Source organism: Pseudomonas sp. N-137, assembly GCF_034555295.1.
Lineage (GTDB): Bacteria > Pseudomonadota > Gammaproteobacteria > Pseudomonadales > Pseudomonadaceae > Aquipseudomonas > Aquipseudomonas rhizophila.
In genome coordinates this window covers 107,565-129,648 of the sequence record NZ_JAXUDQ010000032.1, presented here as the reverse complement: position 1 = coordinate 129,648, position 22,084 = coordinate 107,565, and the positions used below count along the sequence as shown (strand labels likewise).

General features: G+C 60.0%; 19 protein-coding genes. 12 read left to right on the top strand and 7 right to left on the bottom strand.

Annotated elements, in window-relative coordinates; all coding sequences use genetic code 11:
* The first annotated feature begins 117 nt into the window (after positions 1–117).
* Positions 118–471, top strand: coding sequence for a DUF1493 family protein (locus T3A99_RS27095; RefSeq protein ID WP_047226847.1), 354 nt, complete (start codon positions 118–120; stop codon positions 469–471).
* 169 nt (positions 472–640) lie between these two features.
* Here T3A99_RS27095 and T3A99_RS27090 read toward each other — a convergent pair whose 3' ends face one another.
* From T3A99_RS27090 to T3A99_RS27080, 3 genes are all read right to left on the bottom strand, one after another.
* Positions 641–2,185, bottom strand: coding sequence for a phosphoenolpyruvate carboxykinase (locus T3A99_RS27090; protein ID WP_047226846.1), 1,545 nt, complete (start codon positions 2,183–2,185; stop codon positions 641–643).
* Positions 2,186–2,363: 178 nt separating this feature from the next.
* Positions 2,364–3,266, bottom strand: a complete 903-nt coding sequence (hslO, locus tag T3A99_RS27085) for an Hsp33 family molecular chaperone HslO (RefSeq protein ID WP_274090794.1) — start codon at positions 3,264–3,266, stop codon at positions 2,364–2,366.
* A 149-nt stretch (positions 3,267–3,415) separates the two neighbouring features.
* Entirely contained in the window at positions 3,416–3,820 is a 405-nt protein-coding gene (locus T3A99_RS27080) for an RNA-binding S4 domain-containing protein (protein WP_047226844.1), read from the bottom strand.
* Positions 3,821–4,071: 251 nt separating this feature from the next.
* Between T3A99_RS27080 and T3A99_RS27075 the strand changes: the two genes are divergently transcribed.
* Together T3A99_RS27075 and rimK are read left to right on the top strand one after the other, a co-directional pair.
* The gene (locus T3A99_RS27075) at positions 4,072–4,536 is read left to right on the top strand and encodes an ATP-dependent zinc protease (RefSeq protein ID WP_171061301.1); all 465 of its coding nucleotides are present in this window, start codon (positions 4,072–4,074) and stop codon (positions 4,534–4,536) included.
* Positions 4,533–5,438: a 30S ribosomal protein S6--L-glutamate ligase gene (gene rimK / locus T3A99_RS27070; RefSeq protein ID WP_047226843.1), complete on the top strand. Its 906-nt coding sequence runs from the start codon at positions 4,533–4,535 to the stop codon at positions 5,436–5,438. Before T3A99_RS27075 ends, rimK begins: the two co-directional genes overlap by 4 nt.
* A gap of 122 nt (positions 5,439–5,560) precedes the next feature.
* Here the strand turns inward: rimK and T3A99_RS27065 are convergent, their stop codons facing one another.
* Both T3A99_RS27065 and ompR read right to left on the bottom strand, forming a co-directional pair.
* Positions 5,561–6,874 carry an ATP-binding protein gene (locus T3A99_RS27065; RefSeq protein ID WP_274090795.1) on the bottom strand — a complete coding sequence of 438 codons (1,314 nt, stop codon included), beginning with the start codon at positions 6,872–6,874 and terminating at the stop codon, positions 5,561–5,563.
* Positions 6,875–6,987: 113 nt separating this feature from the next.
* Positions 6,988–7,728: a two-component system response regulator OmpR gene (ompR, locus tag T3A99_RS27060; RefSeq protein ID WP_025211284.1), complete on the bottom strand. Its 741-nt coding sequence runs from the start codon at positions 7,726–7,728 to the stop codon at positions 6,988–6,990.
* A 355-nt stretch (positions 7,729–8,083) separates the two neighbouring features.
* On the opposite strand from ompR, the gene T3A99_RS27055 reads away from it, so the two are divergent.
* The 3 genes from T3A99_RS27055 to gshA all read left to right on the top strand — a co-directional run bounded on the left by T3A99_RS27055 (position 8,084) and on the right by gshA (position 12,647).
* A complete protein-coding gene (locus T3A99_RS27055) occupies positions 8,084–10,408 on the top strand; it encodes a Tex family protein (protein WP_047226841.1) in 2,325 nt (774 codons plus the stop codon).
* Positions 10,408–10,791: a PaaI family thioesterase gene (locus tag T3A99_RS27050; protein ID WP_047226840.1), complete on the top strand. Its 384-nt coding sequence runs from the start codon at positions 10,408–10,410 to the stop codon at positions 10,789–10,791. Before T3A99_RS27055 ends, T3A99_RS27050 begins: the two co-directional genes overlap by 1 nt.
* Positions 10,792–11,063: 272 nt before the next feature.
* Positions 11,064–12,647, top strand: a complete 1,584-nt coding sequence (gene gshA, locus T3A99_RS27045; protein WP_047226839.1) for a glutamate--cysteine ligase — start codon at positions 11,064–11,066, stop codon at positions 12,645–12,647.
* Positions 12,648–12,755: 108 nt separating this feature from the next.
* On the opposite strand, the gene mgrA is transcribed toward gshA, so the two are convergent.
* On the bottom strand, positions 12,756–13,793 hold the full coding sequence (gene mgrA / locus T3A99_RS27040) for an L-glyceraldehyde 3-phosphate reductase (RefSeq protein WP_047226838.1): 1,038 nt from the start codon (positions 13,791–13,793) through the stop codon (positions 12,756–12,758).
* A gap of 272 nt (positions 13,794–14,065) precedes the next feature.
* Between mgrA and T3A99_RS27035 the strand changes: the two genes are divergently transcribed.
* Positions 14,066–14,806 carry an SDR family oxidoreductase gene (locus T3A99_RS27035; RefSeq protein ID WP_047226837.1) on the top strand — a complete coding sequence of 247 codons (741 nt, stop codon included), beginning with the start codon at positions 14,066–14,068 and terminating at the stop codon, positions 14,804–14,806.
* Between the two features lie 12 nt (positions 14,807–14,818).
* On the opposite strand, the gene betT is transcribed toward T3A99_RS27035, so the two are convergent.
* Complete coding sequence (gene betT, locus T3A99_RS27030) at positions 14,819–16,780, bottom strand: choline transporter BetT (protein WP_171061300.1); 1,962 nt, start codon at positions 16,778–16,780, stop codon at positions 14,819–14,821.
* Positions 16,781–17,270: 490 nt separating this feature from the next.
* On the opposite strand from betT, the gene T3A99_RS27025 reads away from it, so the two are divergent.
* The 5 genes from T3A99_RS27025 (at position 17,271) to T3A99_RS27005 (ending at position 22,032) form a co-directional block, all read left to right on the top strand.
* The gene (locus tag T3A99_RS27025) at positions 17,271–18,269 is read left to right on the top strand and encodes a D-cysteine desulfhydrase (RefSeq protein WP_188251755.1); all 999 of its coding nucleotides are present in this window, start codon (positions 17,271–17,273) and stop codon (positions 18,267–18,269) included.
* Positions 18,270–18,571: 302 nt separating this feature from the next.
* The gene (tcyJ, locus tag T3A99_RS27020) at positions 18,572–19,366 is read left to right on the top strand and encodes a cystine ABC transporter substrate-binding protein (RefSeq protein WP_322834975.1); all 795 of its coding nucleotides are present in this window, start codon (positions 18,572–18,574) and stop codon (positions 19,364–19,366) included.
* Entirely contained in the window at positions 19,366–20,031 is a 666-nt protein-coding gene (gene tcyL / locus T3A99_RS27015) for a cystine ABC transporter permease (RefSeq protein WP_047226833.1), read from the top strand. The genes tcyJ and tcyL overlap by 1 nt, the downstream gene beginning before the upstream one ends.
* A 3-nt stretch (positions 20,032–20,034) precedes the next feature.
* Positions 20,035–20,796, top strand: coding sequence for an L-cystine ABC transporter ATP-binding protein TcyN (gene tcyN / locus T3A99_RS27010; RefSeq protein ID WP_047226832.1), 762 nt, complete (start codon positions 20,035–20,037; stop codon positions 20,794–20,796).
* A gap of 468 nt (positions 20,797–21,264) precedes the next feature.
* Complete coding sequence (locus tag T3A99_RS27005) at positions 21,265–22,032, top strand: hypothetical protein (RefSeq protein WP_047226831.1); 768 nt, start codon at positions 21,265–21,267, stop codon at positions 22,030–22,032.
* The last annotated feature ends 52 nt before the right edge of the window (positions 22,033–22,084 follow it).

The following is a 22,084-nucleotide window of genomic DNA, read 5'->3' as shown; positions in this document are numbered from 1 at the left end:
AGCCTCCCGGACAGTTCCGAGACGGTCGTGGGATATTTCTTCTTTTTCCAACGGGCAAAGATTTCGCCCTAAACTTTCCACCTATACAGACGCCACCCTCAGCCCGGACATTTTTTCATGTACCTCGCCCCAGATTTTCCTGACGACCACGCCATGCGCCAGCTCATGGAACTGCTCCATGAAGAAATCGGCCTGCCGGAGCGCAAGACAATCCGTCTGGACACCGCCATCAATCTCGACTTGGGCTGTGACGGCGCGGACGCTCGGCATCTGATGGAAGCATTGGAGGAGCGGTTCGCCCTCGACCTCATTGACTACGACGCGTACCGCTACTTTCAGCCGGAAGGATTTGATGTGTTTCAAAAGCGCAGGGCCAAGGGCCGTGGCAGCAAGGTGCCACTGACCATTGGGATGCTCTACAAGGCAATCAAGGCTCAGCGCTGGGAGACGCAGGAAGTGGAAGGGGTGTAGCCGAACGGCACGCATTAAGTGGCATTACTCTGGCTGTTTACCGTGATTCCAGGTGGAATAATGGCTGCTTTCGAGCCGGGAGCAGCACAGCATTGCATCCGCCCCCTCAAAAGCCGTCCATAAAAAAACCGCCCTGAAAAGGGCGGTTTTTTCATTCGCGAACCAAGCCTTACAGCTGCGGCCCAGCGGCCTTGATCGCGTCGCTCACTTCAAACTTCTTGAAGTTCTCGATGAACAAGCCAGCCAATGCTTTGGCGGCTTCGTCGTAGGCAGCCTTGTCGGTCCAGGTGTTGCGTGGGTTCAACAGGCCAGTCTCAACGCCCGGAACAGCCAACGGCACGTCCAGGTTGATGATGTCCAGGTGCTCGGTTTCAGCACCGATCAGCGCGCCGCTCTGAATTGCCGCGATCACCGCACGGGTGGTCGGGATGTTGAAGCGCTTGCCGACGCCGTAGCCACCGCCGGTCCAGCCGGTGTTGACCAGGTAGACCTTGGAGCCGAAGCCACGGATACGCTTGATCAGCAGCTCAGCGTATTCACCAGCAGGACGTGGGAAGAATGGAGCCCCGAAGCAGGTGGAGAACGTCGACTTGATGCCGCTGCCCGAACCCATTTCAGTCGAGCCCACCAGTGCGGTGTAGCCGGACAGGAAGTGGTAGGCCGCTTGTTCTTCACTGAGGATCGACACCGGCGGCAGTACGCCGGTCAGGTCGCAAGTCAGGAAGATCACTGCGTTTGGCTCGCCACCGAGGTTTTTCGGTGCGCGTTTTTCGATCAGTTCACGCGGGTAGGCGGCGCGGCTGTTCTGGGTCAGGCTGTCGTCGGCGTAATCGGCTTTCTTGGTGACCGGGTCTAGGACAACGTTTTCCAGTACGGCGCCGTGCTGGATGGCTTTCCAGATAACCGGCTCGTTCTTCTCGGACAGGTCGATGCACTTGGCATAGCAACCGCCTTCAATGTTGAAGACCACGCCAACACCCCAGCCGTGCTCGTCATCACCGATCAGGTAACGGCTTTCATCGGCGGACAGCGTGGTTTTGCCCGTGCCCGACAGACCGAAGAACAGGGTTACATCGCCCTCTTCGCCCATGTTGGCGGCGCAGTGCATAGGCAGTACGTCAACCGCTGGCAGCAGGAAGTTCTGGACGGAGAACAGCGCTTTCTTCATTTCACCGGCGTAACGCATGCCGGCGATCAGTACTTTCCTGGCCGCGAAGTTGATGATCACGGTGCCGTCGGAATTGGTGCCGTCGCGCTCAGGCTCGCAGACGAAGTTCGGCGCGTTGAGGATCTGCCATTCATCCTTGCCACCGGCGTTGTACTGCTCGGGGTTGATGAACAGGCAGCGGCCGAACAGGTTGTGCCAGGCAGTCTCGGTGGTCATCTTGACCGGCAGGTAGTGCGCAGGGTCGGAACCTACATGAACATGGGAGACAAAACGCTCACGCTCGCCCAGATAGGCTGCTACGCGGTCCCACAGGGCGTCGAACTTGTCGGCCGGGAACTTGCGGTTGATCGGGCCCCAGGCAATGGCGTCCTGGGTGGTCGGCTCTTCAACGATGAAACGGTCAACCGGTGAACGACCGGTACGATGACCGGTGCGAACAACCAGCGCGCCAGTATCGGCAAGCTCGCCTTCACCGCGACTGAGGGCTTCTTTGACCAGATCATCGACACTCAGATCGGTGTACACGGCGTTATTGGCTTGCGTCATGAGATTCCCCGTCGGCCTGTGGCCGAGTGCTCCAAACGTTTTGTAGTAGGAAGTCGCGCACTACTACCCGAAAAAAGTGGGCCGGATTATGCCAGAAAAGCCCAAAAAAAGTAGGGCCCTCCCGTCAGTACGGCGTAAATCCGGCGTTTGCCAGGAGATTTACCTGCGCTGAACCGTTTTAGTGACGAGTATCTGACGGTGTGTCGACACCCGCACCGGCGAACAATTGGGCGATGTCCGCAGCGTCGAACAGGTAGCGCTCGTTGCAAAACTGGCAATCGATCTCGATGGCGCCACCATGCTCGATCACCAATTGCTGCGCATCTTCCAGACCCAGACTGACCAGCGCATTGCCGGAACGTTCACGAGAGCAGCTGCATTGGAAGCGCAACAGCTGAACGTCGAACAGGCGGACCTGCTCTTGATGGTAGAGACGATGCAACACGGTTTCGTTGTCCAGGCTCAGTAGCTCATCGGCGCTCAGGGTGCTGGCCAGAGCGGTGATGTGCTGCCAGCTGGCGTCACGTTCTTGCTGGTCGCGAAGGCGATCGGCGGGCAACTGCTGCAGCAGCAAACCACGGGCACGCCGCCCGTCGGCATAGAGCCAGAAGCGAGTGTTGGTCTGTTGCGACATGACGAAGTAGTTGGTGAAGCATTCAGCCAGAGACGTGCCATCGAGATCGACAATACCCTGGTAGCGCTTGCCGTGGGTTGGATCGACCGTCAGGGCCAGCACGCCATCGGGCATCATGTCGGCCAGGGTCGCGTCGGGGGCGATCTGCTCGGCGTGATAACGGGCCAGGCCACGGATCTCGCGTTCGCTGGAGCATTCGATCATCAACAACGGCACCGGGCCTTCGGAACGGGCCTGGAGAATCAGCAAGCCATCGAATTTCAAGGTGCCGACCAGCAGCGCCGCAGCCGCCATCAGTTCACCGAGCAGTTGGGCGACCGGTTCCGGATAGGGATGCTTGGCAAGAACTTCGGCGTAGCTACGCTCCAACGCCACCAGTTCGCCACGAGTGTCGCTGTCATCGAAGATGAAGCGTTGGGTGTAGTCGGTATCCGGCAAATCAGTCATAGGGTCTGGTATCTGAGGTGATGACAAAGGATGACGGGCATTTTATGGACATTCCGGGTGGGTTCCAAGCAAGGCCAGGGTTTGTCGGACGGGATGGGGCTGACTGCGCATCCGAGCCACAGGCACTGCGGCCTCAAATTGCCGATCTTTTATTCGCTATTGCTGCCATGAAACTTGAACAGGTCCCGACGCTGCTTCTTGCTGGGTTTGCCATCGGTGCTGACCCCCAAGGCGCCGGCCTTGCGCTGGGCGGCTGCGGTTTCGCGCCGGGCGATACTGGCTTCGGTCTCGCGATACAGCGCCTGCGCTTCAGGCGCGCCGCGGCGCACGATCGACAGGGCTTGGACAACCACGGTTTTTTCGTCGAACCCGGTGCGAATGACATATTCGTCGCCGATGCGAGGCTCCTTGCCCGGCTTGCAACGTTCGCCCCGGTGATGAACCTTGCCGCTTTCGATGGCGGTCTTGGCCAGGGCGCGGGTTTTATAGAATCGCGCTGCCCACAACCATTTATCGAGACGGACCTTGTCGTCTTCTTCCTTTTTTTGTGCCACTGCAATTCCTCTTTCAGCCAATAGTCAGAACTGTACTACCGTTTTTGTCGAGCGCACGAATTCGGTCCGACGGATAGAATGTCGGCCGAACTGACTTGCAGCACGATGCGGGCTGGTATCGGTTACGAGCGGAAACAGGTGTGTAGATAACTGTCGCCATTTTGTGATTATTCTGCGTGAATACCGCGATTCGCGGGCTCCACGATCCGATGTACTGATCGCAGGTTTTTTTATTGAAGACTTTTGACCATCTGACCGTTGTCGGTCTACGCGAGTGGGTGGCGCTCCCGGATCTGGGTGTCGCGGGCCTGCGGGCAAAAATCGACACCGGCGCCAGCACCTCCAGCCTGCACGCCACCGACATCGAGCCGTTCGAGCGCGACGGTGAAAAATGGGTGCGCTTCACCGCGCATCTGGGAACGGTGGTGCAGTTGCGCCATCGTCGCTGCGAAGCCCCATTGGTGGCGCGCAAAACGATAAAAAGCTCCAACGGCCACGCCCAGGTTCGCTACGTGATCAGCACGACGCTGGCACTGGGGGATCGGATCTGGCGAGTCGAGTTCACGCTTGCCTGCCGCAAGTCCATGCGATATCGCCTGTTATTGGGTTCCAAAGCCTTGATCGACGGCCAGTTGGTGGTCAATCCGGGCATCAAATACGTTCAAGACAAGCCGGTGTTCCCGGTGTCCACTACCTCTGCCACAGGTGTTGCATGAAGATCGCTGTGCTGTCGCGTAATCCGCGTCTGTATTCCACTCGTCGCCTGGTTGAAGCCGGGACCGAACGTGGCCATGAAATGGTGGTGATCGATACCCTGCGCGCCTACATGAACATTGCCAGCCACAAGCCGCAGATCCACTACCGTGGCAAGCCGCTGGAAGGGTTCGATGCGGTGATCCCGCGCATCGGTGCGTCGGTAACGTTCTATGGTTGCGCCGTGTTGCGCCAGTTCGAAATGATGGGAGTATTTCCCCTCAATGAGTCCGTGGCCATCGCCCGCTCCCGGGACAAGTTGCGCTCGCTGCAATTGTTGTCGCGCCGTGGGATCGGCTTGCCGGTGACCGGTTTTGCCCACTCTCCCGACGACATTCCCGACCTGATTGCCATGGTCAACGGCGCGCCACTGGTCATCAAGGTGCTGGAAGGCACCCAGGGTATCGGCGTAGTGCTGTGTGAAACCGCGACGGCCGCCGAGTCGGTGATCGAAGCGTTCATGGGCCTGAAGCAGAACATCATGGTCCAGGAATACATCAAGGAAGCCGGCGGCGCGGACATTCGCTGCTTCGTGGTCGGCGACAAGGTGATCGCTTCGATGAAGCGCCAGGCCAAACCCGGGGAATTTCGCTCCAACCTGCATCGCGGCGGTAGCGCGAGCCTGATCAAGATCACGCCGCAAGAGCGCATGACTGCCCTGCGCGCCGCTAAAGTCATGGGCCTGGCCGTGGCGGGTGTAGATATCCTGCGTTCCAATCACGGGCCGCTGGTGATGGAGGTCAACTCGTCGCCGGGCCTGGAAGGGATCGAAACCACCACGAGCAAGAACGTGGCGGGAATCATCATCGAGCATCTGGAAAAGAATGGCGGGCCGAACATGACCCGGACCAAGGGTAAGGGTTAACTCATAGGTGGGAGCGAGCCTGCTCGCGATGGCGGCGTGTCAGTCAACATCAATGCTGCTGATCCACTGCTATCGCGAGCAGGCTCGCTCCCACATCAGTTCTTGAGCAAACGGGTGTATCCCTATACCGCATCCCTAGGCAACAACAGCCCCAACGGCAACCTCACCCGCGCTTCCAGACCACCACCGACGCGGTTGCGCAATTCGACATTGCCGCCGTGCATCGAAGCGATGCGCTTGACAATGGCCAGGCCCAATCCCGTGCCTTTTCCGCCCCGGGCACGGTCGCCCCGGGTGAAGGGGTTGAAAATGGCTTCCAGTTCCGACGGATCGATCCCGGCACCGCGGTCCATGACGCTGAGCACCACATAAGGTGCGCTGGTATCACCGGAAACATAAGCCGCCACTTCGACGCCCGTGCCGGCGTGATTCAAGGCATTGCCGATCAGGTTGTTCAGCAATCGCTTCATCGACACCCGGCGCAGCGGGAACGGCTGGATCGGCTCCAGGCGCAGGTGCACTTTTTCGCAGTTCTGGTTATAGGGCGCGGCCACTTCCCGTACCAGCTCGCTGAGATCGACTTCTTCCACGGACTCGTCCCGACCGTCGCGAATGAACGCCAGGAACTGATCGAGAATCGCGTCCATGTCTTCGATATCGCGGACCATTTCATCGGTCAGGTCGGTGTGCTCGCCCATCAACTCCAGCGACAGCCGTAAACGGGTCAACGGTGTGCGCAGGTCGTGGGAGACGCCCGCAAGCATCAGTTCACGCTCGCGTCCGGCCTGCTCGACGTCCTCGGCCATCTGGTTGAAAGCGCGGTACACCTCGGTCATTTCACTGGGAGTGTCGCTGATGGGCAATCGTACGCTACGGCCCTGGCCCAATTGTCGGGCCGCGTAGACCAGACGCTTGAGCGGCTGATTGAGCTGGCTGACGAAGATCCACGCCGAAGCGGTCGACAACAGGCCGATGGCCAGGAACCAGCCAAGCACGTTCCAGATTTTCTGGCCGCGCAACGGGTGGGGGTACAACGGTACCTTCAACCAGCCATCCCCCAGGCTCGGCGCACGGACCCACAGCGCCGGAGGCGAGTGCATACGCAAGCGCACTTCGGTATCGGCGCCGAGTTCGTCCTGCATCTGCCGTTGATAGATCTCGCTGTAAGGCCAGTGTTGTTCGCCTTCCGGCACGCCGGCGCCAACCACCCGGATCAGGGTCGCCGCTTCGGCGATCTTCTCCCGGTTGGCTTCGTCGGCGGCCCAATAGGCTCGAAGGGTCAAGGCAACGCCATGGCTGTACTGCCGGTCCACCAGCACATCTTCGTTCATCAGCAAGTAGACGAGCGTCAGTGCCTTGGAAAAGAGCACGACAATCAGCACCAGCCAGAGGGTGCGGGAGAAGAAGCTCTGGGGGAACCAAACGGGGGTTTTCATGAATAGCCGCTACACACTTGCAGGAGCGAGCGATGCTCGCACAATAACGGACCGCGAGTCGCCTGCAGGAAGAAATTCAACCCGCCAGGCCACCCGCTCCTACAAATCACCGATCACTTGCTGGCGGCGCCATCCGGCACGAATACATAACCCACGCCCCAGACAGTCTGGATATATCGCGGCTTGGAAGGATCAGGCTCGATCATCCGGCGCAGACGGGAAATCTGCACGTCGATGGATCGCTCCAGCGCATCCCATTCACGGCCACGGGCCAGGTTCATCAGCTTGTCGCGGGTCAGCGGCTGACGGGCGTTCATCACCAGGGCCTTGAGCACGGCGAACTCACCGGTGGTGAGCATGTGTATTTCATCGCCGCGCTTGAGCTCGCGAGTGGCCAGGGACAGTTCATAGTCGCCGAAGGTCACGCTTTCATCTTCGCTGCCCGGGGCGCCAGGCACCGGGGCCGACTGACGACGCAACACCGCCTTGACCCGGGCCATCAGCTCGTCCGGGTTGAACGGCTTGGCCAGGTAATCGTCAGCGCCCAGTTCCAGACCCTTGATACGGCTCAGCTCATCGCCCTTGGCCGTGAGCATGATGATCGGGATCTGGTTGTTCGCGCCACGCAGGCGACGGCAGGCTGTCAAACCGTCTTCACCTGGCAGCATCAGGTCGAGGACCACCAGGTTGAAGACCTCACGGGCCAGCAGCCGATCCATTTGCTCGGTGTTCGGTACGGTGCGGGCACGGTAGCCCTTGCTGACGAAAAAGCGCTCCAGCAGGCTGCTCAGCCCCGGATCGTCGTCAACAATAAGAATTTTTTCGCCTTCAGCAGTTTGTGCAGTGCTGCTCATAGGAAGCTCCTTTGATCTCGGCGCGCATTATGGCCTAGCTGCCGTTATACGCACCGTGTGCATTGTTAGCAGATTTTTCCTCTATCTCCAGTCATCCGGGTATCGAGCCTACAGACCACGACGCCCCCTAAGAACGCAACGCTGGTTATAATGCGCGGCCTTTTGTGCCAGGGAATGTCGGATCGTGATCCCGACCCATCGTTTTTTCCCTTGCCAGGCAGCACTTTCTGAATTTCGCGGGTCAACAGGCAGCCTCTTGACCCAGGCAGCGGCGCACGCCAGGCCGCTCAACCAGTCTCGCCGAGCCCGGTTTCTGCGGTGACGAGTCTGATTTCACAATTTTTCAGGTGGTTTTATGGACAGCATCAACAGCCGCATCGCCGAGGAACTCGGCGTACGCCCACAACAGGTCGAAGCGGCCGTCGCGCTACTGGATGAGGGCTCCACGGTGCCCTTTATCGCCCGTTACCGCAAAGAAGTGACCGGCAGCCTCGATGACACTCAATTGCGTCATCTGGAAGAGCGCCTGCGCTACTTGCGAGAACTCGACGAGCGGCGCGTCAGCATCCTGGCCAGCATTCAGGAACAGGGCAAGCTGACCCCGCAACTTGAGCGTGACATCAAGCTGGCCGATACCAAGACCCGTCTCGAAGACCTGTACCTGCCCTATAAGCAAAAACGCCGCACCAAGGGCCAGATCGCCCTGGAGGCCGGCCTCGGCGAGCTGGCCGACGGCCTGTTCAACGACCCGACCCTGTCCCCGGAAACCGAAGCCGCGCGTTTCGTCGATGCCGAAAAAGGTGTGGCGGACGTGAAAGCCGCGCTGGAAGGCGCCAAGTACATCCTTATGGAACGCTTCGCCGAAGACGCCAACCTGCTGGAAAAACTGCGCAATTACCTCAAGCAGGAAGCCACCCTCAGCGCCCGCGTGATCGCCGGCAAGGAAGAAGAAGGCGCCAAGTTCCGCGACTACTTCGAACACGACGAACCGCTCAAGAGCATGCCGTCCCACCGCGCCCTGGCAATTTTCCGCGGCCGCAACGAAGGCATTCTCAGCTCCGCGCTGAAGGTGGGCGATGAGTTGCCCGGCACCATGCACCCGTGCGAAGGCATGATCGGCCAGCAGTTCGGCATCCAGAACCAGAACCGCGCCGCCGACAAATGGCTGGCCGAAGTGGTGCGCTGGACCTGGAAGGTCAAACTCTACACCCACCTGGAAACCGATCTGCTGGGCGAGCTGCGCGACAACGCTGAGACAGAAGCGATCAACGTCTTCGCCCACAACCTGCACGACCTGCTGCTGGCCGCACCGGCCGGGCCGCGCGCCACCCTGGGCCTGGACCCGGGCCTGCGTACCGGTTGCAAAGTGGCCGTGGTGGACTCCACCGGCAAGCTGCTGGACCATGCCACGGTCTACCCCCATGTACCGCATAACAAGTGGGACCAGACCCTCGCCGTGCTCGCCGCGCTATGCGCCAAGCATTCGGTGGACCTGATCGCCATCGGCAACGGCACCGCCAGCCGGGAGACCGACAAACTGGCCGCCGAACTGATCAAGAAATACCCGGCCATGAAGATGACCAAGGTCATGGTTTCCGAGGCCGGCGCTTCGGTTTATTCGGCGTCGGAACTGGCCTCCAAGGAGTTCCCGGACCTGGACGTGTCGATTCGCGGGGCGGTGTCCATCGCCCGTCGCCTGCAGGACCCGCTGGCGGAACTGGTGAAGATCGATCCGAAATCCATCGGTGTCGGCCAGTACCAGCACGACGTTTCCCAGTTGAAACTGGCCCGGGGCCTGGACGCCGTCGTGGAGGATTGCGTGAACGCCGTGGGCGTGGACGTGAACACCGCTTCGGTAGCGCTGCTGGCGCGCATCTCCGGCCTCAACGCCACGCTGGCGCAGAACATCGTCACCCACCGCGACGAACACGGTGCGTTCAAGACCCGCGCCGCATTGAAGAAAGTCCCGCGCCTGGGTGAAAAAACCTTCGAACAAGCCGCCGGTTTCCTGCGCGTCATGAACGGCGACAACCCGCTGGATTCGTCGGCTGTCCACCCTGAGGCCTATCCGCTGGTGCAACGCATCGCCGCCCAGACCGACCGCGACATCCGCTCGTTGATCGGTGACGCCGCGTTCCTCAAGCGCCTGGACCCGAAAAAATTCACCGACGAAACCTTCGGCCTGCCCACCGTGACCGACATTCTTCAGGAACTGGAGAAACCCGGCCGCGACCCACGCCCCGAGTTCAAGACCGCCGAGTTCCAGGACGGCGTCGAAGACCTCAAGGACCTGCAGCCGGGCATGATCCTCGAAGGCGTGGTGACCAACGTCACCAATTTCGGTGCCTTCGTCGACATCGGCGTGCATCAGGATGGTCTGGTGCACATCTCCGCCTTGTCGGAGAAGTTCATCAAGGACCCGCGCGAAGCGGTAAAGGCCGGTGATGTGGTGAAAGTGAAGGTCATGGAAGTCGACATCCCGCGCAAACGCGTCGGTCTGTCGATGCGCATGAGTGACACACCGGGCGAGAAGGTCGACGGTGCCCGCGGCGCTCGTCCGGGCTCGACACCGCGCCAGTCGCAGAACACCGCGCCGCGCAAGGAAACCGCCACTGCGGCCCCGGCGAACAACGCCATGGCCTCGCTGTTCGCCAACGCCAAGCAGTTGAAGAAACGCTGATGGACGCGCCAGCCGGGTTGGTGGAAAGCGCGTTTTTCAAGCTGCTCGGCTGCCGTCTGCACAGCCTGGGGGACGGGGTGGCGCAAGTCGCCCTGAGCCTTGAGCCACCGCTACGCAACCGTGGCGGCAAGCTGCACGGCGGCGCGCTGTTCAGCCTGGTGGACATCGCCATGGGCCTGGCTTGTTCCAGTGTCCACGGTTTTGACCAGCAGAGTGCGACCATCGAATGCAAGATCAACTACATCCGCGCCGTCTCCGACGGTGAGGTGCTCTGCACGGCCCGGGTCATCCACCCGGGTCGGCGCACGCTGGTGGTTGAGGCCGAGGTGATGCAAGGCGACAAACTGGTCGCAAAAGCACAAGGCACGTTCGCAGTCCTATAGCTCCCTGTCATCGATTTGGGTTAATTTCGGCGCTGCGAATGCGGCATCGATATCCCCTGTGGGAGCGAGCCTGCTCGCGATAGCGGTGGACCAGTCAATGTAAAGTTGACCGACATACCGCTATCGCGAGCAGGCTCGCTCCCACAGAGGGGCCGCGACGAATTGTCTTTGGCCACACAAAAACCAGGCGAAAACGCCAGTTTTAACTTCACCCTTGTAGACCGTCGTGACCACCCCCATATTGGGGCGACTGACGCGTGAAGGAATTCAACTTGAGCGACCTTTTAAACCGCCGCCTGGCTCTGCTCGGCGAGCGCGCCAACCTCTCCCTGCTCGAGCAGTGCCTGCACGGCATCGAACGTGAATGCCTGCGCGTCACGGACACAGGGCATCTGGCGCAGACCCCGCACCCCGAAGCCCTGGGCTCGGCGCTGACCAACGAGCAGATCACCACCGACTATTCCGAGTCGCTGCTGGAGTTCATCACCCCGGCCCAGGCTGACGTGGCCGATACCTTGCGCAGCCTCGACAAGATCCACCGGTTTGCCTACAGCAAGCTCGGCAACGAGTACCTGTGGAGCCCTTCGATGCCGTGCCCGCTGCCAGCGGAGGAAGACATCCCGATCGCGTATTACGGCACCTCGAACATTGGTCGGCTCAAGTATGTCTACCGCCAGGGTCTGGCCCTGCGCTATGGCAAGACCATGCAATGCATCGCCGGGATCCACTACAACTTTTCCCTGCCGGAAAAACTCTGGCCGCTGCTGCGTCAGGCCGAAGCCGTTGAAGCGAGCGATCGTGATTTCCAGTCATCGGCCTACATCGCGCTGATCCGTAATTTCCGTCGCTACAGCTGGTTGCTGATGTACCTGTTCGGTGCCTCGCCGGCTCTGGATGCCGGCTTTCTGCGCGGCCGTCCGCACCAGTTGGAACAATTGGATCCGGACACCTTGTACCTGCCGTACGCCACCAGCCTGCGCATGAGCGACCTGGGTTACCAAAGCAACGCCCAGGCCGGCCTGACCCCCTGCTACAACGACCTGGCAAGCTATACCGACAGCCTGCGCAAGGCGGTGGCGACACCGTACGCGCCCTACGTCGAAGTCGGCACGCATAAGAATGGTGAGTGGGTGCAGCTCAACACCAATATTTTGCAGATCGAAAACGAGTACTACTCCAACATCCGCCCAAAACGCGTGACCTATACCGGCGAGCGCCCGATCCAGGCGTTGATGGCTCGAGGCATCCAGTACGTCGAAGTCCGTTGCCTGGACATCAACCCCTTCCTGCCGATGGGCATCGACCTCACCGAATCGCGCTTCCTCGATGCGTTCCTGCTGTATTGCGGTCTGAACGACAGTCCGCTCCTGGAAAACAACGAATGCAGCAATGCGACGAACAACTTCCTGACCGTGGTCAAGGAAGGCCGTCGGCCAGGTTTGCAATTGCAACGCCAAGGGCAATCGGTGGACATGCAAGCCTGGGCTATCGAGCTTCTGGAAAAGATCGCGCCATTGGCCTCGCTGCTCGACGAGAGCCAGGGGGGCGACGCCCACCGCCAGGCATTGGACGCGCAATTGGCGAAGGTGCGGGACCCGTCCCTGACGCCTTCCGCCCAAGTGCTGGCGGCCATGGCAGAACACCAGGAAAGTTTCGCCCAGTTCTCCCTGCGCCAGAGCAAGGCCCACGCCGAATTCTTCCGCGCCGAGCCGTTGCCTGCCCAGGAACAGAGCGCATTCGAAGAAAACGCTCGTCAATCCCTGGCTCAGCAAGCCGAGCTTGAGCAGAACGAAGTGGGGGATTTCGATGTGTTTGTAGGGGCGTACCAGGCGAGCATCCTGGCAATCAGTAACTAGGCACACCTCGCCGACGAGCGAACACCTGTGGGAGGGAGCAAGCTCCCTCCCACAGGGTTTTGTGTACAGCCGGCCATTTCTGGCGGATCGGCTGATTGGCTCAAGTCACTACTCCGCCGACGAAGGCTTCTCCCACAGATTGATCCCGCCCTCCTGGGCAAACCGGTCGATCTGCGCCAGTTCTTCAGCGCTAAAACTCAGGTTCTTCAACGCCCCGACGTTCTCGATAATCTGCTCCGGCCGACTGGCGCCGATCAGCGCAGAGGTTACCCGTGCGTCGCGCAGGGTCCAGGCCAGGGCCATTTGCGCCAGGCTTTGCCCGCGACGCTGGGCAATTTCATTGAGGGCGCGTACATGGGCGATGTTCTCCTGCGACAGGTGCGAAGCCTGCAACGAACCACCACCCGGGCGATTGACCCGCGCATCGGCCGGAATGCCTTTGAGGTACTTGTCGGTCAGCAGGCCCTGGGCCAACGGCGTAAAGGCAATCACACCCGTGCCCAGTTCATCGGTGGCGTCCAGCAGGTCCTTTTCCACCCAGCGATTAAGCAGGTTGTAGGCCGGTTGATGGATCAGCAGTGGGACCTTCCACTCTTTGAGTAGCGCAGCCATTTCCCGAGTCTTCACCCCGGAATACGAAGAGATGCCAATGTACAACGCCTTGCCCTGCTGCACAGCCGTGGCCAGCGCACTGGCAGTTTCTTCCAGCGGGGTGTCGGGGTCGAAGCGGTGGGAATAGAAGATATCCACATAGTCCAGGCCCAGGCGTTGCAGGCTCTGGTCCAGGCTGGCCAACACGTACTTGCGCGAACCACCACCCTGGCCGTAAGGACCCGGCCACATGTCCCAACCGGCCTTGCTGGAGATGATCAACTCATCGCGATACTGCTTGAAGTCTTCGCGCAGCAACCGACCAAAATTGATCTCGGCGCTGCCGTAGGGCGGGCCGTAGTTGTTGGCCAGGTCGAAGTGATTGATACCCAGATCAAACGCCGTACGCAGCAGCGAACGCTGCGTGTCGATCGGCGTGCTGTCGCCGAAGTTGTGCCACAACCCCAACGACAGCGCCGGCAGCACCAGCCCGCTGCGACCGACACGGCGGTAAGGAATGGACTCGTAGCGGTTTTCGGCAGCGGTGTAGGTCATCGAAAGGCTCTCTGTTCGGGTGGCTGGTACAAGGGGCAAGCTAACACCTCACAGACGCATTCGTCAGGCCGAAAGTTCGCATATCAGGTGTGGGGGCTGGATGCCGGCGCAGGTGATCTGCCGCAGATTGGCCACGCATCGGCCAATCAACGAGGCGTCATGCAGCGCGCTTATTGTTTGTAATTACTGAACAGTCAAGGCAGCCGTCGGGCATTTATCGCTGAGGGTAAACATGTGAATCTGGCGTCATCCACTTCAAAAGGAGCCCTCTTATGCCCTCTCCAACCGCCAAAGTTGCCATCGTAACCGGCGCCTCCCGCGGCATCGGTGCCGAAATCGCCAAGCAATTGGCTCTCGATGGCTATGCCGTCGCCATTAACTACGCCAACAGCGCCGCCGAAGCCTCGAAGCTGGTGGTGCAATTGCGCCAGGCCGGTCACCAAGCCATAGCGATCAAGGCAGATGTGTCCTCTGCCGTCGACGTCCGCCGGATGTTCGATGAAACCGAAGCGCAACTGGGCAAGGTGGATGTGCTGATCAATAACGCGGGTACCCTGCAAGTGATGCCCTTGGCCCAGCACAGTGACGAGTTGTTCGACCAGACGTTCGCCATCAACACCCGCGGCACCTTCAACACCCTGCGCGAAGCCGCAACCCGTTTGAACGACGGTGGCCGGATCGTGAATTTTTCCAGCAGCACCGTTGGCCTGAACCTGCCCGGTTATTCGGTGTACATCGCCAGCAAGGCCGCCGTCGAGTCACTGACACAGGTGTTTGCCAAGGAACTGCGCGGCCGCCAGATCACGGTCAACGCCGTGGCGCCCGGCCCGGTTGCTACCGAACTGTTCCTGCATGGCAAGAGCGAAGAACAGATCCAGAACTTCGCCAAAATGCCGCCCCTGGAACGCCTCGGCCAGCCGGAGGACATCGCCAGCATCATATCCTTCCTGGTCAGCCCGGCCGCCGGCTGGGTGAACGGGCAAATTCTGCGAGCCAACGGCGGCCTGGTCTGAGGTTTCGCCCGATCAGCGCACCAGATGCAGGAACTGCATGTGCCGCTCGTATTGGTCGAGGATGTCGTTGATGACCTGCTCCTTGGTATAACCCACCAGATCGTAGTCCTGGCTGCCTTCGCTCAGGTGCACTTCGGCGCGGTAGTAACGGCGGTTGTTGAGTTCCTTGGAGCCCATGCCGCCGCGGGCGAAGGACGGCGTGAAGTAGCCGCGCATCTGCACCTGGTAGATGAACGGATGCTGCTCGCCGTGGCCGATCTCCAGGCTGACGCTGTCGTTGGCCGGGTCTGGCTGGGTCACCACTGTCAGACCTTTCTCGGCGAACACAGCCTTCACCTCTTCGATGGCCGGGCGCACCGTGGTGTCGAGAAAACGGTACACCTCATCGCGGGACGGGAAATGCACCGCCTGACTCAAGCGCTGTCGCCAGCCGCCCGTACCCCGTCGAGAAGCCGACACCGGCGCCAGCGAATGCAACTGCGCAATCTGCTTCTGGGACTCGAGGTAAAACGCCTTGTGCAGGCCCCACATCATCAGCAGCAGAATCAGCGAGAACGGCAAGGACGTCAGCACCACTGCCGACTTCAAGGCATCGATACTGCCGGAGAACAGCAATGCGCTGGTCACCAGGGCAGTCATCGCCCCCCAGAACACCCGCAGCCATTTGGGCCCGTCTTCATCGGGGTTGCCGCCCTTGGCCGACAACGTGGAAAGCACCACGGTGCCGGAGTCGGCTGACGTGACGAAGAACACAAAACTGATAAACACGGTGACCGCGATGACGGTCTTGCTCCATGGATAGGTTTCCAGCAGCAAATAAAGGCTCATCGACGGGTTTTCCAGGGCCGACATACCCAGGGCACTCATGCCGTGGTTCAGCACTTGGTCAATGGCGCTGTTACCGAAGATCGACATCCACGCCAGGGTGAAGCCAAGGGGAATCAGCAGCACGCCAAACACGAACTCACGGATAGTGCGCCCACGGGAAATGCGCGCAATGAACAACCCCACGAACGGCGACCACGCAATCCACCAGGCCCAGTAGAACACCGTCCAGCCGCCCAGCCAGTCGCTGGGCTCGTCGTAGGCATACACGTCAAAACTCTTCATCGGCAGGGCGCCGAGATAATCGCCGATGTTCTGGATCAACGTGTTGAGCAAATGCTGGGTAGGTCCGGCAAACAGCACGAACAGCAGCAATGCGCAGGCCAGCAGCATGTTGATGTCGGACATGACCCGCACGCCTTTATCGACACCGGCCACCGCCACAATGATTGCCGCGCCCATCATCAGCACGATCAGGCCGACCTGAATCCACTGGGTATGGGCGATGCCGAACAGGTAATCGAGCCCGGAATTGAGATGCAGCACCCCAAACCCCATGTCCGCGCCGAGGCCGAACACGGTCGCGATGATGCCGAAGCCGTCCACCGCGTAGCCGATGGGACCGTTAATACGTTTACCGATCAGCGGGTACAGCGCTGAACGCAGGGCCAGCGGCAAATTGTGCCGGTAGGCAAAGTACGCCAGGGCCATGCCGACGAAAGCAAACACGCCCCAGCCGTGCAGGCCCCAGTGCAGAAACAGGATCTGCATGGCCTGGCGCGCGGCATCTGCGGTACCGGCCTCGCCTTGCGGTGGCTGAACCAGATGGGTCAGCGGTTCGGAGACACAGAAAAAAAACAGCGTGATGCTGATACCGGCAGCGAACAGCATGCCAGCCCAGGACAGGTAACTGAATTCGGGCTCGTCGTGGTCGGCACCGAGCTTGATCTTGCCGTAGCCGGACAAGGCGGTGACCACCACGAAGACCAGATACAGGGTCATCGCCAACATGTAATACCAGCCGACCGTATTGGCCGCCCAGTTCTGCGCCGCCAGCAGCCAGGCACCCGCCTGCTCCGGCACGGCGATGACCACCAGGCCGAACAGCAGAATGAAGGTCGCGGCAAAGTAAAAAACCGGCGGATTCATGCGGACCAGGCCGCTGGGTGGAAGGGACGAGGCACTCATGAGCGATGTACCCCGCAAAGCGGAATCGTGAAAATCGAAAACGGACTCGGCAAAGGCAAGCCTCCTGTTGTGAGCGGGCAGCAAACCGACGGTTTAACTTGAATGAACGTTCAAGTTAAACATGAATAGGTAGCTAAGGACTAATCGCACGGCTGGATGACATGTTTCCTACGCTAGCCTACGGGAGGGTATGACGTTGCCTGGAGAGCATTCGTTCAGTGTTCAACAGACATAACACAGCCCCTGTGGGAGCGAGCCTGCTCGCGATCGCGGTGGTTCAGTGGGTACATCCATTCGCTGACACACCGCGATCGCGAGCAGGCTCGCTGCCACAGGTTTTCGCTGCTCATCTCTCATGCGTCCCCATTTACGCCCCGGCAAAGGATTGGCGGTTGCCCATCAATATCGGCGTGCCTATAGTCCATGGATTTCCTGCAACCAGTACGACCCCATGATCAAACAACAGCTGGCGCGCTTTAACCGTCTCGACCTGCTCGGTCATCCAACTCCCCTGGAAAAACTCGACCGTCTTTCCTCCTGGCTCGGTCGCGATATCTATATCAAGCGCGATGACCTGACGCCTCTGGCGCTGGGCGGCAACAAGCTGCGCAAGCTCGAATACCTGGCCGCCGATGCCCTGGCTCAAGGTGCCGACACCCTCATCACCGCCGGGGCGATCCAGTCCAATCATGTGCGCCAGACCGCCGCGCTGGCGGCGAAGCTGGGCCTGGGCTGTGTGGCCCTGCTGGAAAACCCCATCGGCACCGAAGACAGCAACTACCTGAGCAACGGCAACCGGCTGCTGCTGGAGCTGTTCGACGCCAAGGTCGAATTGGTAGAAAACCTGGATAACGCCGACGAGCAGTTGCAAGCCCTCGCCGCACGCCTGCGCAGCAATGGGAAGAAGCCCTATCTGGTACCGATTGGCGGTTCAAACGCTCTGGGTGCGCTGGGGTATGTACGCGCCGGGCTTGAGCTGGCCGAGCAAATCAAGGACACCGGCCTGAATTTCGCTGCCGTGGTGCTGGCTTCGGGCAGCGCCGGGACGCACAGCGGCCTGACGCTGGCGCTCAGTGAAACGCTGGGGCAACTTCCCGTGATTGGCATAACGGTGTCTCGCAGCGAAGAAGACCAGCGCCCCAAGGTCCAGGGCTTGGCCGAACGCACCGCCCAGTTGCTCGATGTATCGCTTCCAGCGGCCTTCAAGGTGAACCTGTGGGACGAATACTTCGCCCCCCGCTACGGCGAACCCAATGCCGGTACGTTGGCGGCAGTCAAATTGCTGGCTGGCCTGGAGGGCCTGTTGCTGGACCCGGTCTACACCGGCAAGGCGATGGCCGGCCTGCTCGATGGGGTGGGTCGCGACCGCTTCGACGAGGGCCCGATCATCTTCCTGCATACCGGCGGCGCACCGGCGTTGTTTGCGTATAACGCGGCGTTCCAGGCGTAGTGAAGTTCTCGATGTGGGAGCGAGCCTGCTCGCGATAGCGCCGTGTCAGCCAAAACAACATTGACTGGTTGTCGCGAGCAGGCTCGCTCCCACAGGGGACTTTTTTCATTCCATACTCGAATATTTGAATGATTTAATATTATTTTCCAATCTATAAACACCACCCTATAGTCTCGCCACAGGCGCATTTGCCGCGAGACGCCCAGGCTGCTTTAAGGCAGGATGTGGCAATCTTTTCGGATCGCGGCTACGCCTTATCTCAGCCAAAATAACCTCTTCATAAGAAAACACAGGGGCTTGTCATGAATTTTTCCGCATTACGTCGCAACCTGTTGGTGGGTTCGATGGGCCTGGCATTGAGCGCCGGCCTGCTGGGCCAGGCCGTTGCCGGTGAGCAGCTGCAAAAGATCAAGGACGCGGGCGTGATCAACGTCGGCCTGGAAGGCACTTACCCACCGTTCAGTTTCGTGGACGCCGACGGCAAGCTGGCCGGTTTCGAAATGGAGTTTTCCGAAGCCCTGGCCAAGGAGCTGGGCGTGAAGGTCAAACTGCAACCGACCAAATGGGACGGCATTCTCGCAGCGCTGGAATCCAAGCGCCTGGACGCGGTGATCAACCAGGTCACCATCTCCGAGGAGCGCAAGAAGAAGTATGACTTCTCCCAGCCTTACACCGTTTCCGGCATCCAGGCGCTGGTTCTGACCAAGAACAAAGACGCCATCAAGACCGCCGATGACCTGGCCGGCAAAAAAGTCGGCGTTGGCCTGGGCACCAACTATGAGCAATGGCTCAAGGAAAACCAGCCAAAGGCTATTATCCGCACCTACGACGATGACCCAACCAAATACCAGGACCTGCGTGTAGGCCGCATCGACGCCATTCTGGTAGACCGGCTGGCTGCTCTGGAGCTGACCGCCAAGGCCAAGGACACCGCTGTAGCCGGCGAGCCGTTCTCCCGCCAGGAAGCCGGTATCGCCCTGCGCAAAGGCGAGCCTGAGCTGCTGGACGCAATCAACAAGGCCATCGACAAACTACGGGCCGACGGCACCCTGGCGAAAATCTCGCAGAAGTACTTCAACGCTGACGTCACCCAATAATGGAAGAGGCTTTTCAACTCGCGCTGGACTCCGCGCCCTTCTTGCTCAAGGGCGCGTATTACACGGTCATCCTCAGTTTGGGCGGCATGTTCTTCGGCTTGCTGCTGGGCTTCGGCCTGGCGTTGATGCGCCTGTCGCGCTTCAAACTGGTGAGCTGGATCGCCCGCATCTACGTGTCGTTTTTTCGCGGCACGCCGCTGCTGGTGCAGTTGTTCGTGATCTATTACGGGCTGCCCCAACTGGGCATCGAGCTGGATCCATTGCCGGCGGCGCTGATCGGCTTCTCGCTGAACATGGCGGCCTATGCGTGTGAAATCCTGCGGGCCGCTATCAGCTCCATCGAGCGCGGCCAATGGGAAGCCGCGGCCAGTATCGGCATGACCCGCGCCCAGACACTGCGCCGGGCCATCCTGCCGCAAGCGGCGCGAACGGCCTTGCCTCCTCTGGGCAACAGCTTCATTTCCCTGGTCAAGGACACCGCACTGGCGGCGACCATCCAGGTGCCGGAGCTGTTCCGTCAGGCGCAGTTGATCACTGCCCGCACTTTCGAAATCTTCACCATGTACCTTGCCGCCGCGCTGATCTACTGGATTCTGGCCAGCGTGCTGGCGCACCTGCAGAACGTCCTGGAAGCCCGGGTCAATCGGCATGACCAGGAGTCCTGACCCATGATTGTCGTGGAAAAACTGACAAAGCAGTTCAAGGGTCAAGTGGTGCTCAATGGCATCGACCTGGAGATCGAAGAAGGCGAAGTGGTGGCGATCATCGGCCCCAGCGGTTCGGGCAAGACCACCTTCCTGCGCTGCCTGAACTTCCTCGAAGAACCCAGCAGTGGCCGGATCAAGGTCGGCGACATCGAAATCGATGGCAGTCGCCCGCTGAACCAGCAACAGAACCTGGTGCGTCGTTTGCGCCAGCAAGTGGGTTTTGTGTTCCAGAACTTCAATCTGTTCCCCCATCGCACCGCGCTGGAGAACGTCATCGAAGGCCCACTGGTGGTGAAGAAGATCCCCCGTGCCGACGCTGAGGTTTTAGGCCGTAAACTGCTGGCCAAGGTCGGGCTGGCGGGCAAGGAGGACGCCTACCCGCGGCGTCTTTCCGGTGGCCAGCAACAGCGCGTGGCGATTGCCAGGGCGCTGGCGATGGAGCCCGAGGTGATTCTGTTCGACGAACCAACCTCGGCCCTGGACCCGGAGCTGGTGGGCGAGGTGCTGGCGACGATTCGTGGCCTGGCCGAAGAAAAGCGCACCATGGTCATTGTGACTCACGAAATGGGCTTCGCCCGGGACGTAGCGAACCGCGTGGTGTTTTTCGACAAAGGTGTGATCGTCGAGCAAGGCGAAGCCAAGGCCTTGTTTGCAGCCCCCCGGGAGGAACGCACTCGACAGTTCCTCAGCAAGTTCCTCTCGGCCGGACACGGCGACCAGTAAATTATTGATATTGTCCCCACTTCCAAGGATGGAAGTGGAACAACTAACAGCCCAGCGTAACAAACTGAAACTTCCAGTTGACTTAACACAGCCACCCCGTTGACGTGCGGTATATACATATCTCCGGCAACACTTCTCTTTGGGCTACGCTATTTATCCGACTTCCTGCCGCACCTCCCTTCCAAACCAATGAACCCGAGGAAAATGGCGCACAACGCAACGTATTCTTAACTTCAATGCGTAGGACATTTCTGAAGCCTTATACAATTAATTATTAAGCAAGTCCCTCTATTGACACTGAAACTGCTGAACCCTTATCTAGTGACCCACAGGCGATGCGAACTATTTTAGTTCTGCGCGATGAACCGCAGACAGGGTCCATGCTGCGCAATAAAAATATATCGCGATGATTAAGCGCTTTTGATCTTCCCGAAACGGACTTCGTTTTAAAGCATCAAGGAGAACACCATGACATGTACGTCGAATATTCCTGAACTGGCTGCGCCTACCCTGGTCAACGCTCTGCGTACCCGCATCAACATCACCAGCGCTGCGCACCTGCAAGTGGCAATTGCCCCTTACCCCGGCATGGACGCGGGCGATCTGATCGAGCTGTTCTGGGACAACTGCTACGTCGGCTCCCGCCTGTTGTCCCAGGCCGACGTGCAAACTAGCGTTACGTTGCGAGTACCCGAGAGCTTCGTTGTAAACGGGACCTCGCGCATCCATTACCGCGTGATGCAAGTGGGGCGCGGCCCGGCGCTGTCAGCAACGCAACGGGTGCAGGTCAAGCTCGATTGTCCCGGTGGCCAACCGTCGGCCCTGAGCGGTGATGAAAACCAAGGCCTGGCGCCAGTGCGGATTCCTGATGCCATTCGCCGCAAGGGCGTGAACCCGAGTCAGGTCAAACGCGGTGTACCACTGACCATAGAGCCCTATCTGAACATGGCTGCTGACGATGCGATTACCTTGCGCTGGGGCGACGTGCGCATGGACCTGCCCCGCATCAAGCCCTGCGAGGTTGGGCAGCCGATCAACATCTGGGTACCGCCGCAGATCATTCTGGAGGCGGGGGAAGACCTGCGCCTGGAAGTGACCTACTGCATCCTCGACCGCGTGGGCAACAACTCCCACTGGGCGCCGCCACGAACGTTAAAGATCGGTTGCGCCAATCCCTACCTGAGCACTTCTCCGAAAGAGGCGCTCATGGCCGCCGAAACGCGCCGCCGAACATGAATACTCTGAGCAAGCTGTTGTGGCGAGGGGATTTATCCCCGCTGGGCTGCGA

What these genes read in the sequence shown, in the direction of transcription:
- tcyN (WP_047226832.1), top strand. Translation starts at nt 20,035, where the DNA reads ATGATTGTCGTGGAAAAACTGACAAAGCAGTTCAAGGGTCAAGTGGTG.
- tcyL (WP_047226833.1), top strand. Translation starts at nt 19,366, where the DNA reads ATGGAAGAGGCTTTTCAACTCGCGCTGGACTCCGCGCCCTTCTTGCTC.
- T3A99_RS27090 (WP_047226846.1), bottom strand. Translation starts at nt 2,185, where the DNA reads ATGACGCAAGCCAATAACGCCGTGTACACCGATCTGAGTGTCGATGAT.
- T3A99_RS27095 (WP_047226847.1), top strand. Translation starts at nt 118, where the DNA reads ATGTACCTCGCCCCAGATTTTCCTGACGACCACGCCATGCGCCAGCTC.
- T3A99_RS27055 (WP_047226841.1), top strand. Translation starts at nt 8,084, where the DNA reads ATGGACAGCATCAACAGCCGCATCGCCGAGGAACTCGGCGTACGCCCA.
- hslO (WP_274090794.1), bottom strand. Translation starts at nt 3,266, where the DNA reads ATGACTGATTTGCCGGATACCGACTACACCCAACGCTTCATCTTCGAT.
- ompR (WP_025211284.1), bottom strand. Translation starts at nt 7,728, where the DNA reads ATGAGCAGCACTGCACAAACTGCTGAAGGCGAAAAAATTCTTATTGTT.
- T3A99_RS27035 (WP_047226837.1), top strand. Translation starts at nt 14,066, where the DNA reads ATGCCCTCTCCAACCGCCAAAGTTGCCATCGTAACCGGCGCCTCCCGC.
- tcyJ (WP_322834975.1), top strand. Translation starts at nt 18,572, where the DNA reads ATGAATTTTTCCGCATTACGTCGCAACCTGTTGGTGGGTTCGATGGGC.
- betT (WP_171061300.1), bottom strand. Translation starts at nt 16,780, where the DNA reads ATGAATCCGCCGGTTTTTTACTTTGCCGCGACCTTCATTCTGCTGTTC.
- T3A99_RS27025 (WP_188251755.1), top strand. Translation starts at nt 17,271, where the DNA reads ATGATCAAACAACAGCTGGCGCGCTTTAACCGTCTCGACCTGCTCGGT.
- rimK (WP_047226843.1), top strand. Translation starts at nt 4,533, where the DNA reads ATGAAGATCGCTGTGCTGTCGCGTAATCCGCGTCTGTATTCCACTCGT.
- mgrA (WP_047226838.1), bottom strand. Translation starts at nt 13,793, where the DNA reads ATGACCTACACCGCTGCCGAAAACCGCTACGAGTCCATTCCTTACCGC.
- T3A99_RS27050 (WP_047226840.1), top strand. Translation starts at nt 10,408, where the DNA reads ATGGACGCGCCAGCCGGGTTGGTGGAAAGCGCGTTTTTCAAGCTGCTC.
- T3A99_RS27065 (WP_274090795.1), bottom strand. Translation starts at nt 6,874, where the DNA reads ATGAAAACCCCCGTTTGGTTCCCCCAGAGCTTCTTCTCCCGCACCCTC.
- T3A99_RS27005 (WP_047226831.1), top strand. Translation starts at nt 21,265, where the DNA reads ATGACATGTACGTCGAATATTCCTGAACTGGCTGCGCCTACCCTGGTC.